Here is a 13860-nt window from a genome sequence, read left to right as displayed (position 1 = left end):
ACGTAGAGCATCACGTAGCGCCGTAGGAATCCTCGTCCTTTCCGCCGTAAGGCGGCAGCCGAAGGCTGAGGACGGGGGGATGTCAATACGCCTATTGGCTGCTGGCGCAAGGCTATGGCGCCACCGGCTATGTGCGCAGTGCGCAGGGCCCGCTCCAGGATGTGTCAGGAGAGCGGCTGGCGTGGCAAATAGAAGCCTGGCGCGCCGCCGTGCGCGATCACCTGCGCGCGGCACTGCCGGCCGATGCGCGCTTCGGTCCGGTGCTGATCGCACTGGTCATTGGCGACCAGCGTGGCATCGACGCGGACGACTGGCAACTGTTCCAGCGCACCGGCGTCAGCCACCTGGTTGCGATCTCCGGGCTGCATATCACCATGATCGCCGGCATGGCGGCGTCGCTTGCCGGGCTGCTGTGGCGGCATTCGTTCTGACTCGGCCGCTGGCTGCGCCGGCCGTTGCCGCTGTGGCTGCCGGCCCGGCAGGCCGCGCTGGTGGCGGCCGTGGCCAGTGCGCTGGCTTACGGATTGCTGGCCGGCATGCAGATCCCGGCGCTGCGCACCGTGGCCATGCTCTGCGTGGCGGCCATTGCGGTGTGGGGTGCGCGTGCGCCGCCCGCCTCGGTGGCGCTGGCCTGGGCGGCGCTGGTGGCATTGCTGCTGGATCCGTGGGCGGTGATGTTGCCCGGCTTCTGGCTGTCCTTCGGCGCGGTGGTGGTGATCTTCTTCGCGGCCCGGCCCGGGCGGGATGCTTCGACGCAAGGGCGTTGGCAACGCATGCGTTCCACGCTCGCCGCCGGGGCGCGCACGCAGTGGGCCGTGACCATCGGGCTGGTGCCGCTGACGTTGGTGCTGTTCGGCCAGGTATCGGTGGTGTCGCCGTTGGTCAATGCGGTGGCGATTCCGCTCGTCAGCCTGGTGGTGACGCCGCTGGCATTGCTCGGCGCGGCCTTGCCGATGGCACTGGCCGGGCCGGTGCTGGCGGTGGCCCACCTGGCCATGGTGGCGCTGGCCGCGGTGCTGGGCTGGCTTTCCGCGCTGCCATGGGCGATGTGGGAAGCGGCCAGCGCGGGGCCGTTGGCGCTGGTGCTGGCCGCGCTCGGGGTCGGGCTGCTGGTCGCGCCGGTCGCCACCGCGCGCGTGCGCCTGCACGGCGGGCTAGCGGTTGGCATAACCCAGCTGGAACACCGCCGCCGACGGGCGCACCGCCTCCAGCCAGGCTGCGCCGGACGAGGTGCCGCTGCCATGGTGGGCCACCACCAGCACGTCGGCACGCAGCGCCTCGGCCGGCAACCTGTCGATCAACGCACGCTTGCGCTTTACCGTGCTGCATCCGCTCGCGGAGCAGGCGCAGCAGGCCGCCATTGCCAGCAATGCGCGCAGCTGCGTTCGCCACCCGACTGGCGAAGTGTGGGAGCGCTGCGGCCGCGCGGGTGTCCTGCGCTACCGGACCGATGAAACCGGCGCGGTGACCATGGACACCGCGCCCGGGGGCTTTGCGTTGTCAATGTTCCGGCAGGCGCAGCCGCGCTACTGGCGGGCGCGACCGCCGGCGCCGCGTTAGCGAGTCAGCTGGCCTTGCGGCGGCGCGTGCGGGTGGCGGGCGTGGCTGGCTCGGCCGCAGCGGGCCTGGCGCGGCTTCGTGCCGGCGGTACTGGCCGGGCCGGCTCCGCACCGGCGATGCGCCGTTCGCGCAGATGCGCCTTGGCGCGCTGCAGGCGGGGGGCGACGGTGTCCGCGCGCGCCAGCGCCACGCCGGCGGCCAGGACGTCGCCCAGCACCAGGTGGCTGATGCGCGACGTCATCGGCGTGTAGACCTCGCTGTCTTCCTCGACGTCGGAAAACACACACACGTCGGCCAGCCGAGCCAGCGGCGAGCCGCTGTGCGTGATCGCCAGCACGCTGGCGCCGCTGCTGCGCGCCAGCGTGGCGGCGGTCAGCATGTCCCAGGTGCGGCCGCTGTTGGAGACCAGCACGGCCACGTCGCCACGGGCGAGCAGCGCGGCCGACATGCTGAACACATGCGGGTCGGAATACGCAACGGTCGGCATGCCCAGGCGGAAGAACTTGTGCTGGATATCCAGCGCGACGATGCCGGAGTTGCCGCAGCCGTAGAACTCGATGCGCCGCGCGCCGGCGAGCAGCTGGATGCCATGCTCGATCTGGTCGGCGGAGAGCGCATTGCGCACGCTCATCAGCGTGGCAATGGTGCGGTCGAAGACCTTGCCGGCGATGTCCGCGGGGCGGTCGTCGGCCGCTACGTCCTGGTGCACGAAGGGCGTGCCGCCACCGACGTTCTGCGCGAACTGCAGCTTGAATTCGCGGAAGCCGTCGTAGCCCAGCGCCGCGCAGAAGCGCGCGATGGTGGGCTGCGACACGCCGGCGCGCTCAGCCAGTTCGGGCATCGACAGCCGGATCACGGCGGCGCCATGCCGGGCGACATAGTCGGCCAGGCGGCGTTCAGAAGGGCGGAGCGTGTCGTAGACGGCTAGGATTCGGTCGCGCATGGCGGCGGGGTGGCAGTGTCGGGGGTTCGGATATGTAGAGATTCTACATCGGATGGCGCCGCATCTTGCCCGAAATGGTGCGTCGTCCGCCCTCGGGGTTTGCCCTGATTCCGGGAATTTCTGCGCAATTGTGATGCATGAGCAGGTCGACGGCGCGCTTGTGCTCGGTATAATGGCAGCGATCTGTAGAAAATCTACATGCGATGGCGCGGCATTGCCGCGCTGCCACCCAGCCCACAAGGAACGTCTCCGCCATGCCTTCTGCCGTCCATGCCGAGCTTCTTGCCGTCACCGAGCGCATCGTTGCGCGCAGCCGCGCCAGCCGTGCAGCCTACCTTGCCCGCTGCGAGCGCGCGCAGGCTGAACTGGGGCCGCTGCGCGGCATGTCCTGCGCCAACCTGGCGCACGGCTTTGCCGCACTGCCGGCCAACGACAAGCTGAAGCTGCGCGTCGACCATGCGCCCAACCTGGGCATCGTCACCGCGTACAACGACATGCTGTCGGCGCACCAGCCGTACGAGCGCTACCCCGCCGTGATCCGCGAGGCCGCGCGCGCGGTCGGTGCGGTGGCGCAGGTGGCTGGCGGCGTGCCGGCGATGTGCGACGGCATCACGCAGGGCAACCCGGGCATGGAGCTGTCGCTGTTCTCGCGCGATGCGATTGCCATGGGCACCGCGGTGGCGCTGTCGCACAACACCTTTGATGCGGCCCTGATGCTGGGCGTGTGCGACAAGATCGTGCCGGGACTGCTGATGGGCGCGCTGCAGTTCGGCCACCTGCCGATGGTGTTCGTGCCGGCGGGCCCGATGGCCAGCGGGCTGCCCAACAAGGAGAAGGCGCGCGTGCGCCAGCTATACGCCACCGGCCAGGTCGGGCGCGATGCGCTGCTCGAGGCCGAATGCCAGGCCTACCACGGCGCCGGCACCTGCACCTTCTACGGCACCGCCAACAGCAACCAGTTCCTGATGGAAATCATGGGCCTGCACCTGCCGGGCGCGGCCTTCGTGCACCCGGACAGCGGCCTGCGCGATGCGCTGACCGCGGCGGCCGCGCAACGCGCGATCGCCCTGCGCGCGCGCGGCGACGAATACCTGCCGCTGGCGCGCATCGTTGACGAACGCGCCATTGCCAACGCCATGGTCGGCCTGCTGGCGACCGGCGGCTCCACCAACCACACCATCCACCTGGTGGCGATGGCGCGCGCCGCGGGCATCGTCATCGACTGGAATGATTTCGACCTGCTGTCACGCATCACGCCGCTGCTGGCGCGCGTCTACCCGAATGGCTCGGCCGATGTGAACCACTTCCATGCCGCGGGCGGCGCCGGCTTCGTCATCCGCGAACTGCTGCAGGCCGGTCTGCTGCACGAGGACGTGCAGACCGTGGCCGGCCCCGGGCTGGCCCGCTATGCGCAGGAGCCGGTGATGACCGACGGCGTGCTGCGCTGGCGCGACGGCGCGGCGCACAGCGGCGACGCGCAGGTGCTGGCGACGGTCGCGGAGCCTTTCTCGGCCGAGGGCGGGTTGCGGCTGATGCAGGGCAACCTGGGCCGCGGCGTGATCAAGGTCTCGGCGGTGGCGCCGGAGCACCGCGTGGTCGAAGCCCCGGTGCGGGTGTTCGATGCGCAGGAGGCGCTGCAGGCGGCCTTCGATGCGGGCGAGCTGACCGGCGACCTGGTCGCGGTGGTGCGTTTCCAGGGGCCGAACGCCAACGGCATGCCCGAGCTGCACCGCCTGACTCCGGTGCTGGGCGCGCTGCAGGACGCCGGCCACAAGGTGGCGCTGGTGACCGACGGCCGCATGTCCGGCGCGTCGGGGAAGGTGCCGGCGGTGATCCACGTCGGCCCCGAGGCGCTGGCCGGCGGCGCGCTGGCGCGCGTGCGCGATGGCGACCGCATCCGTGTCGATGCCGTTGCCGGCACGCTGCAGTGGCTGGGCGACGAAGGCGAATTCGCGGCGCGCGAACTGGCCGCGGCGCCGGACGACGATTTCGCGCAATTCAGCCTGGGGCGCGGCCTGTTCGGCCTGTTCCGGCGCCACGCGCGCATCGCGGAAGAGGGCGGCAGCGCACTTGACCTGTCTGAGGCGGATGCCGAGGCCGGCGCAGGCCGGCGCCAACGTACCGCAGCGGCGCAATCCGTCGCACAATAGCCAGGCCTGAGGCCGATTTTCCCCTGAAGTTTCCTGCGGGGCGGCAGCGCCCCCGGGCGTCCTTGCGCCGCCGCAAGGACGCCCAGCTGGACCGACAAGGACAGACAAGGATGGCGACACCATCCGATACCAAGACCGACGGAGCAGACATGATCTATATCCTGATGGGCGTTTCCGGCAGCGGCAAGACCACGGTCGGCCAGTTGCTGGCGCAGCGCCTGGGCTGCGGCTTCCATGACGCCGATGCATTCCACAGCGACGCCAACAAGGCCAAGATGCACGCGGGCATCCCGCTGACCGACGAAGACCGCTGGCCGTGGCTGGCGGCCATGCGTGCCGCCATCGACGCGGCCCGGGCCGAAGGCCGCACCCATGTGTTCACCTGCTCGGCATTGCGCCAGGCCTACCGCGACCGGCTGACTCCGCCCGACGGCGGCGTGACCTTCGTCTTCATGAAGGGCGACGCATCGCTGATCGGCACGCGCCTGTCCGCGCGCACGGAACACTTCTTCAACCCCGACCTGCTGCAAAGCCAGTTCGATACGCTGGAAGAGCCCAGCGACGCGCTGGTGCTCGACATCCGCCAGTCCCCCGAGGCGCTGGTCGCCACCATCCTGCAGGCCACGGTGTCGCAGGGCGCCGGCGCGGCGCGCTGACCGCGCCGGCCGTTCCGGTCGGCTCGTTCCCGCGCAGCCCGCAAGCGGCCGCCAGCCTGGCTGGCGGCCGTTTTTGCGTGCGCTGGCAGACATCTTGCTAGTTCACTTTCCGTGCCGGCCGGCACCCGCCAGCTTGCGGGATTCGCCGGTACGGGTATGCTGAAAGGGCCAGTGACTCGACAGTATCGCCGTGGGCGCCCCGAACGGGCAGGCGCGGCGGGCTGGGGACAGGAAAGCCAGGGCAAAACCAGGGCAGCCGGTAGCGACCACGAAGTCGCAATGAAGCGGTAGCACCGGAAGCCCGCGACATGGAGGAACGGCCATCATGGCGGGGCGGTATTTCGACGAGATGCTGGACTGGCGCACGGACGGGGCGCAATTAGTCATCCAGGCGGGGCAGGCATTGCCTGAAGGCGCGGTGCGCCCGCATTACCGGCATTTCGCTGACTGGCTGGCGCGGCAGTCTGAAAGCACGATGGGCAACAAGCGCGCCGAGGCCGACCTGATCTTCCGGCGCGTGGGCATTACCTTTGCCGTCTACGGCGACAAGGATGAGGCCAACAGCGGCACTGAACGCACCATTCCGTTCGACGTGATCCCGCGCATCTTCCCGGCCAGCGAATGGGCGCTGCTGGAAAAGGGCCTGCGCCAGCGCGTGGCCGCGCTCAACCGCTTTGTCCACGATATCTACCACGGCCAGGACATCATCCGCGCCGGCGTGATCCCACCCGACCAGATCTACAACAACGCCCAGTACCGGCCCGAGATGCTCGGCGTCAACGTGCCGCACGACATCTATGCGCACGTGGCCGGCATCGATGTGGTGCGCGCCGGCGAGGGCGAGTTCTACGTGCTGGAAGACAACCTGCGCGTGCCCTCGGGCGTGTCGTACATGCTGGAAAACCGCAAGATGATGATGCGGTTGTTCCCGGATCTGTTCGCGCGCAACCGCGTGGCGCCGGTGGCCCACTATCCTGACCTGTTGCTCGACATGCTGCGCGGGGTGTCGCCGCAGGCCATTGCCGATCCTACCGTGGTGGTGCTGACACCGGGCATGTACAACTCGGCGTACTTCGAGCATGCCTTCCTGGCGCAGCAGATGGGCGTGGAGCTGGTCGAAGGCAGCGATCTCTTCGTCGAGGACGACCACCTGTTCATGCGCACCACGCAGGGCCCGCAGCGCATCGACGTGATCTACCGCCGCGTCGACGACGACTTCCTCGACCCGCTGGTGTTCCGCCACGATTCCTCGCTGGGCGCGGCCGGCCTGCTGTCGGTCTACCGCGCCGGCAACGTGACCATCTGCAATGCCATTGGCACGGGCGTGGCCGACGACAAGTCGATCTATCCGTACGTGCCCGACATGATCCGCTTCTACCTGGGCGAAGAGGCGATCCTCAGCAACGTGCCGACCTATATGTGCCGACGCCCGGACGACCTGCAGTACGTGCTGGACCATATGGAAGAACTGGTGGTCAAGGAGACCCACGGCGCCGGCGGCTACGGCATGCTGGTCGGCCCGGCCGCGACGCGGGCCGAGATCGATGCCTTCCGCGAAGTGGTGAGGGCGCGCCCGGAGCAGTACATCGCGCAGCCGACGCTGGCGCTGTCGACCTGCCCGACCTATGTGGAGTCGGGCATCGCGCCGCGCCATATCGACCTGCGCCCGTTCGTGCTGTCGGGCAAGGAGGTGCGCATGGTGCCCGGCGGCCTGACCCGCGTGGCGCTGCGCGAAGGCTCGCTGGTGGTGAATTCCTCGCAAGGGGGCGGCACCAAGGACACCTGGGTGCTGGAACGATGAACGCGAACCACGTGATGACCGCCGCAATGACCGCCATGGCGACCGCCGCCATGCCAGGAGAGCCCGCATGCTGAGCCGCACCGCCGACCACCTGTTCTGGATGGCCCGCTACACCGAGCGCGCGGAGAACACCGCGCGCATGCTCGACGTCAACTACCAGACCTCGCTCCTGCCGCAATCGGCCGAGGTGGCCGAGCAGGGCTGGTGGGCCATGCTCGATATCTCCGAGCTGACCGACGTCTTCGACCACAAGTACGGGCTGCTGTCGCGCGACGATGTGATCGACTTCATGGTGCGCGACATGACCAACGCCTCGTCCATCATGAGCTGCCTGCGCGCGGCGCGCGAGAACGCGCGCGCGGTGCGCGGGTCGCTGACCACCGAGGTCTGGGAGACCGTCAACACCACCTGGCTGGAGGTGCAGCGCCTGATCGCCGACGGCGTGCTGAAGGAAGACCCGTCGCGCTTCTTCGAATGGGTCAAGTTCCGCTCGCACCTGGCGCGCGGGGTGCAGTTCGGCACCATGCTCAAGGACGATGCCTTCCACTTCATGCGGCTGGGCACGTTCCTGGAGCGCGCCGACAACACCGCGCGGATCCTCGACGTCAAGTTCCAGGCATCGGGCAGCGACGAGAGCGATGCCAACCGCGACCAGAACGATTTCTATCACTGGGCCGCGGTGCTGCGCTCGGTATCGGGCTTCGAGGTCTACCGCAAGGTCTATCGCGCGGTCATTACGCCGCAGCGCGTGGCCGAGCTGCTGATCCTGCGGCCCGACATGCCGCGCTCGCTGGTGTCGAGCATGGACGAGGTGGTGGCCATCCTGCACACGGTGCGCAACCAGCAATCGGCGGAAACCGAGCGCCAGGCTGGTAAACTCCACGCCGACCTGAAGTACGCGCGCATCGACGACATTTTCGCTGTCGGCCTGCACGCGTACCTGACCAGCTTCCTGGAGCGCATCGGCGATCTCGGCAATGGCATCAGCCGGGACTTCCTCGTGCCGCTGCTGGCTGCCTGAGATGGGCCGCCGGCAGCCTCCATGTGCCGCCGCGCCCTGATACCGTGAAATACAAGATCCACCACCATACTGTTTACCGCTACGCCGAGCCGGTGCGCCGCAGCGTGCACGAAGTGCGGCTCGAGCCGCGTTCGGGCCCGCTGCAGACCGTGCACCGATGGCAACTGGTCGCGCCTGGCAATCCGTCAGCGGCGCATGACGGCTTCGGCAACATCGTGCACAACTTCACGGTGGCCGGACCGACCAGCACCATTTCGATCGAAGCCAGCGGGGAGGTGGAAGTGCTGCAGCCGCATGGCGACCTCGACCGGGACGGCCACCATGCGTTCTGCGACGCACCGCCCCCCGGCGAAGCGCGGGTGTCGCCGCTGTACTTCCTCGGCAGCACGCCACTGACCTCGGCTCCGCCGGAGATGCAGGCGTTTGCCGCACCGTTCCTGGCGGCCGGGCACGAGATTCCGGCGCTGCTGGCGCTGGCCCAGGGGATTGCGGAGCGGGTGCGCTACAAGCCCAACACCACTGACGTCGGCACCTCGGCGGCCGAGGCCTTCAGCCTGGGCAGCGGCGTGTGCCAGGACCAGGCGCAGGTGATGGTGGCGGCGTGCCGGGCGCTGGGTATCCCGGCACGCTATGTGAGCGGATACTTTTACGATCCGGCCGCGATCGAGATGGCCAGCCATGCCTGGGCCGACGTATGCCTGGACCCGGCGCGCGAGGTGTGGTGCAGCGTCGATATCACCCACGGCTGCCTGACCGACGAGCGTCATATACGCCTCGCGGTGGGGCGCGATTACGCGTCGGCTGCGCCGGTAAGGGGCATCCTGGAAGGGGGTTCCGGCGAGACGCTTGAAGTCGATGTGAGCATAACGCCGCTTTTTCCCTGATTAGGTGCCTGATTCCAGACAGGGCGCGGTGCCGCGGCACCGGCGCTAGAATCCGGGGTATGCAGGCCATCGGCTGGCCACTTCCGGCCGCCGCGAAGCACACCAAAACAAGACCATGACTTACTGTGTAGCCATGCGGCTGGATGCCGGCCTGGTATTCCTGTCCGATTCCCGCACCAATGCGGGGGTAGATGCCATCTCCACGTCGCGCAAGATGACGGTGTTCGAAGAACCCGGCGACCGCGTGATGGTGCTGATGACCGCCGGCAACCTGGCGATCAGCCAGTCGGTGCGCCAGATCCTGGCCGAGAACCATGACGAGAAGCGCTCGCTGTGGACCGCGCGCGACATGTTCGAGGCCGCTTCCATCGTCGGCGAGGCGGTGCGCCAGGTGCACAAGCGCGATGCGCATGCGCTGCGCGATGCCGGCATCGAATTCAATGTCAGCCTGATCTTCGGCGGCCAGGTGCGCGGCGAGCGGGTGCGCCTGTTCAACATCTACGCGGCGGGCAATTTTGTCGAGGCCACGCCCGAGAACTGCTATTTCCAGATCGGCGAGGCCAAGTACGGCAAGCCCATCGTTGACCGCGTGGTGCACCCGTCGCTGCCGCTGGCCGAGGGGGCCAAATGCGCGCTGATCTCGATGGATTCGACGCTCAAGTCGAACATCTCGGTCGGCCTGCCGCTGGACCTGCTGGTCTATGAGGCCGATACGCTGTGCGTGACGCGCTTCGTCAACATCGACGAGCGCAACGCCTACTTCCGCATGATCCGCGATACTTGGGGGCAGCGCCTGCGCCAGGTCTTCGGCGAGATCCACAACCCGGAGTGGGATCCGGCCGCGCCCGCCGAATTCTCGCTGGCGCGTCCCGGCGAGGCCGACCGCTGGGGCCAGCCGGTGCGCGCCAAGCGCAATCCGTCGCGTACCCAGGACTGAGGGCCGGGCGAGGAAGCAAGCGATGCGCGAGATCATTCATTTTTCCCATGCCAACGGCTTTCCGGTGACCACCTACCGCAAGCTGTTCGGCGAACTGGACGGCGACTTCGAATTCCGCGCCGTGGACCGCTACGGGCACAAGCCCGAATTCCCGGTGACGCGCGGCTGGCCGCACCTGGTGGAGGAGCTGCTCGGCGAGATCGACCGCCAGTACCGCGAGCCGGTGTGGCTGGTGGGCCATTCGCTGGGCGGCTTCCTGTCGCTGATGGCGGCGCTGCGGCGCCCGGAGCGCGTGCGCGGCGTGGTGATGCTGGATTCGCCGATCATTGCCGGCTGGCGTGCTTCGCTGCTGAAGACCGCCCAGATGTTCGGCATGGACGAAAAGCCCGGCCCGGCGGCGGTGACCAAAAACCGGCGCACCCACTGGCCGGATGCCGAGGCGGTCTGGGAACACTTCCGCGCCAAGCCCAACTTCGCGGTATGGGACCAGGAAGTGCTGCGCGACTACGCCATCCACGGCACCGAGCCGACCGGCAAGGACAACGAGCGGCGGCTGCGCTTTGACCGCGAGGTCGAATACTGGATCTACCGCACGCTGCCGACCAGCCTGGGGCGCAAGGTGGCGCGCGGCGCGCCGGTGCCGGTCGGCTTTGTCGCCGGCACCCGTTCCCGCGAGGTGCGCCAGTGCGGGCTGGGTGCCACCCGCAAGCTGGTCGGTCCGAACCTGCGCTTTATCGAAGGCGGCCATCTGTACCCGATGGAGCGGCCGCAGGAGACAGCGCAGCTGGTGCGCGACCTGATCGGCGCGATGCGCCGCGAGGGGCGCTGAGGCGGGTGTTGCGGCGCATGCGCCGCAACACACCGGAAAACCCTGTTGCAGCCCCGCCGAGGAGGGGTGCTGTCACAATTTCCGGGTCGGCGGGAATCGGGCTCTCATGTATAATCCCGATTTCCCCGGCAAGCTCGGTTTATGACCAAATTCGTCTTCGTCACCGGTGGCGTCGTCTCTTCTCTCGGCAAGGGCATCGCTGCTGCCTCGCTCGCGGCCATTCTTGAGTCGCGCGGCCTCAAAGTCACCCTCCTCAAGCTAGATCCCTACATCAACGTCGATCCCGGCACGATGAGCCCTTTCCAGCATGGCGAGGTGTTTGTCACGGAAGACGGTGCTGAAACCGACCTCGATCTCGGCCACTACGAGCGTTTCGTCTCGGCCAAGATGCGCAAGTCGAACAACTTCACCACGGGCCAGATCTACGAATCGGTGATCCGCAAGGAGCGCCGCGGCGAATACCTGGGCAAGACCGTGCAGGTGATCCCGCATATCACCAACGAGATCCAGGCCTTCGTCGAAAGGGGCGCCGCGGCGTCGCACGACGGCAAGGCCGACGTGGCGCTGGTGGAAATCGGCGGCACCGTGGGTGACATCGAATCGCTGCCGTTCCTGGAAGCCGCGCGCCAGATGAGCCTGCGCATGGGCCGCAACCACTGCGCCTTCGTGCACCTGACGCTGGTGCCGTTCATTGCCAGCGCCGGCGAGCTCAAGACCAAGCCGACCCAGCACTCGGTGCAGAAGCTGCGTGAAATCGGCATCTCGCCGACCGCGCTGCTGTGCCGCGCCGACCGCCCGATCCCGGACGACGAGCGCGCCAAGATTTCGCTGTTCGCCAATATCCCGCAAGACGCCGTGATTTCGGTGTGGGATGCGGACAGCATCTACAAGATCCCGCAGATGCTCAACGAGCAGGGCCTGGACCGCCTGATCTGCGAGGAGCTGCGCCTGGACCCGAAGCCCGCCGACCTGTCGATGTGGCAGAAGCTGGTCAACGCCCAGGAAAATCCCGAGCACGAGATCACCATCGGCATGGTCGGCAAGTACGTCGACCTGACCGAGTCGTACAAGTCGCTGATCGAAGCCCTGCGCCACGCCGGCATGCACACCGCCACGCGCGTCAACATCGAGTACATCGATTCCGAGGAACTGGAATCGGGCCACCTCGAAGTGCTGGCCCCGCTGGATGCCATCCTGGTGCCGGGCGGCTTCGGCAAGCGCGGCACGGAAGGCAAGATCCGCGCGATCCAGTACGCCCGCGAGAACAAGATCCCGTACTTGGGCATCTGCCTGGGCATGCAGCTGGCCGTGATCGAGTTTGCCCGCCACCTGGCCGGCATGACCGATGCCAACTCGACCGAGTTCAACCTGGAAACCGAGCACCCGGTGGTCGCGCTGATCACCGAGTGGGTGGACCGCGAAGGCAAGGTCGAGCAGCGCTCGGCCGATTCCGACCTGGGCGGCACCATGCGCCTGGGCGCCCAGCGCGTGCCGGTCAAGGAAGGCACCAAGGCAGCGACGATCTACGGCGCCGAGGTCAATGAACGCCACCGTCACCGCTACGAGGTCAACAATCACTACGTGCCGACGCTGGAAAAGGCCGGCATGGTGATCTCGGCGCGCACGCCGACCGAGAACCTGCCGGAAATGATGGAGCTGCCCGAGTCGATGCACCCCTGGTTCGTCGGCGTGCAGTTCCACCCGGAATTCACCTCGACGCCGCGCGACGGCCACCCGCTGTTCAAGGCCTACGTCGAAGCCGCGCTGGCCAGCCAGCAGCGCAAGGGCGCGTAAGCCCCGGCGGCAAGCAGGAGAGACAGTCATGAAACTCTGTGGATTCGAGGCCGGCCTCGACAAGCCGTTCTTCCTGATCGCAGGTCCGTGCGTGATCGAGTCGGAGCAGATGGCGCTGGATACGGCCGGCGAGCTCAAGGCCATCACCGCTGAACTGGGCATCCCGTTCATCTACAAGTCGTCGTTCGACAAGGCCAACCGGTCTTCGGGCAAGTCGTTCCGCGGCCTGGGGATGGAAAAGGGCCTGGAGATCCTGGCGACGGTCAAGCGCGAGATCGGCGTGCCGGTGCTGACCGACATCCACGAGATCGACGAGATCAAGCCCGTCGCCGCCGTGGTGGACGTGCTGCAAACGCCGGCCTTCCTGTGCCGCCAGACTGATTTCATTCGTGCCTGCGCTCAGAGCGGCAAGCCGGTGAACATCAAGAAGGGCCAGTTCCTGGCGCCGCATGACATGAAGAACGTGATCGACAAGGCGCGCGACGCCGCGCGCGAAGCCGGTCTGCCCGATGACGTCTTCATGGCCTGCGAGCGTGGTGTCTCGTTCGGCTACAACAACCTGGTGTCCGACATGCGCTCGCTGGCGATCATGCGCGAGACCGGTGCTCCGGTGGTGTTCGACGCCACCCACTCGGTGCAGCTGCCGGGCGGCCAGGGCACCAGCTCGGGCGGCCAGCGCGAGTTCGTGCCGGTGCTGTCGCGCGCCGCCGTCGCCACCGGCGTCGCGGGCCTCTTCATGGAAACGCACCCGGACCCGAGCAAGGCCATGTCCGATGGCCCCAACGCGGTGCCGCTGTCGCGCATGAAGGAACTGCTGGCCGTGCTCAAGGACCTGGACACGTTGGTCAAGCGTGCCGGCTTTCTGGAAGACAACTTCGGCTGGCCGGCCTGCGCCTGAGCAGGCCCGGTTTTGTCACCACCGCAATGCCGGTGGTGACAAACCATATCGAAAGACAATACAAAAAATCGGGAGATTTTCCATGGCCGCGGGCTATATCATCGCCTACGTCGACGTGACCGACCCCCAGCAGTACGAAGAGTACAAAGTGCTTTCGAGCAAGGCCATGCAGATCCATGGCGCCGAAGTGCTGGTGCGCGGCGGCAAGACCGAGCCGCTGGAGGGCGAGTGGGCGCCGACCCGCGTCGTGGTGCTGAAATTCCCCAGCTATGAAGCCGCCAAGTCGTTCCACGACGGCGAAGCCTATCGCGCCGCCCGCAAGGCGCGCGAGCACGCGGCAAAGATGAACATGATCGTGGTGGAAGGCGCTGCCTGAGGGTTGTCGGG

At 67.7% G+C, this 13860-nt stretch carries 12 protein-coding genes and 1 pseudogene; 11 read left to right on the top strand and 2 right to left on the bottom strand.

From position 1 onward, the window contains the following. The first annotated feature begins 131 nt into the window (after positions 1 to 131). Positions 132 to 1454, top strand: a pseudogene (locus AC3WL8_RS25525) (ComEC/Rec2 family competence protein). Between the two features lie 110 nt (positions 1455 to 1564). Here the strand turns inward: AC3WL8_RS25525 and AC3WL8_RS25520 are convergent. Next, the gene (locus tag AC3WL8_RS25520) at positions 1565 to 2503 is read right to left on the bottom strand and encodes a MurR/RpiR family transcriptional regulator (protein ID WP_013956134.1); all 939 of its coding nucleotides are present in this window, start codon (positions 2501 to 2503) and stop codon (positions 1565 to 1567) included. A gap of 43 nt (positions 2504 to 2546) precedes the next feature. Beyond that, positions 2547 to 2759, bottom strand: coding sequence for a hypothetical protein (locus tag AC3WL8_RS25515; protein WP_211980883.1), 213 nt, complete (start codon positions 2757 to 2759; stop codon positions 2547 to 2549). Here AC3WL8_RS25515 and edd point away from each other — a divergent pair. The 10 genes from edd to AC3WL8_RS25465 all read left to right on the top strand — a co-directional run bounded on the left by edd (position 2758) and on the right by AC3WL8_RS25465 (position 13849). Then, positions 2758 to 4653: a phosphogluconate dehydratase gene (gene edd / locus AC3WL8_RS25510; RefSeq protein WP_153954429.1), complete on the top strand. Its 1896-nt coding sequence runs from the start codon at positions 2758 to 2760 to the stop codon at positions 4651 to 4653. The two genes, AC3WL8_RS25515 and edd, sit on opposite strands and share 2 nt — an antisense overlap. 149 nt (positions 4654 to 4802) lie before the next feature. Next, positions 4803 to 5309: a gluconokinase gene (locus AC3WL8_RS25505; RefSeq protein WP_194946826.1), complete on the top strand. Its 507-nt coding sequence runs from the start codon at positions 4803 to 4805 to the stop codon at positions 5307 to 5309. A gap of 325 nt (positions 5310 to 5634) precedes the next feature. Next, complete coding sequence (locus AC3WL8_RS25500; protein WP_153954427.1) at positions 5635 to 7110, top strand: circularly permuted type 2 ATP-grasp protein; 1476 nt, start codon at positions 5635 to 5637, stop codon at positions 7108 to 7110. 67 nt (positions 7111 to 7177) lie between these two features. Beyond that, on the top strand, positions 7178 to 8131 hold the full coding sequence (locus tag AC3WL8_RS25495) for an alpha-E domain-containing protein (RefSeq protein ID WP_013956138.1): 954 nt from the start codon (positions 7178 to 7180) through the stop codon (positions 8129 to 8131). 44 nt (positions 8132 to 8175) lie between these two features. Then, on the top strand, positions 8176 to 9015 hold the full coding sequence (locus tag AC3WL8_RS25490) for a transglutaminase family protein (RefSeq protein ID WP_193351049.1): 840 nt from the start codon (positions 8176 to 8178) through the stop codon (positions 9013 to 9015). A gap of 115 nt (positions 9016 to 9130) precedes the next feature. Beyond that, positions 9131 to 9952, top strand: coding sequence for a proteasome-type protease (locus AC3WL8_RS25485; RefSeq protein WP_114134596.1), 822 nt, complete (start codon positions 9131 to 9133; stop codon positions 9950 to 9952). A gap of 22 nt (positions 9953 to 9974) precedes the next feature. After that, entirely contained in the window at positions 9975 to 10781 is an 807-nt protein-coding gene (locus tag AC3WL8_RS25480) for an alpha/beta fold hydrolase (protein WP_013956141.1), read from the top strand. Positions 10782 to 10922: 141 nt separating this feature from the next. After that, positions 10923 to 12575 carry a CTP synthase gene (pyrG, locus tag AC3WL8_RS25475; RefSeq protein WP_010808999.1) on the top strand — a complete coding sequence of 551 codons (1653 nt, stop codon included), beginning with the start codon at positions 10923 to 10925 and terminating at the stop codon, positions 12573 to 12575. A gap of 28 nt (positions 12576 to 12603) precedes the next feature. Then, positions 12604 to 13473, top strand: a complete 870-nt coding sequence (gene kdsA, locus AC3WL8_RS25470) for a 3-deoxy-8-phosphooctulonate synthase (protein WP_010808998.1) — start codon at positions 12604 to 12606, stop codon at positions 13471 to 13473. Between the two features lie 82 nt (positions 13474 to 13555). Beyond that, the gene (locus AC3WL8_RS25465) at positions 13556 to 13849 is read left to right on the top strand and encodes a DUF1330 domain-containing protein (protein ID WP_013956142.1); all 294 of its coding nucleotides are present in this window, start codon (positions 13556 to 13558) and stop codon (positions 13847 to 13849) included. The last annotated feature ends 11 nt before the right edge of the window (positions 13850 to 13860 follow it).

It is taken from the genome of Cupriavidus sp. FW305-F7 (assembly GCF_058782875.1).
This window is presented reverse-complemented; position numbering and strand designations above follow the sequence as displayed.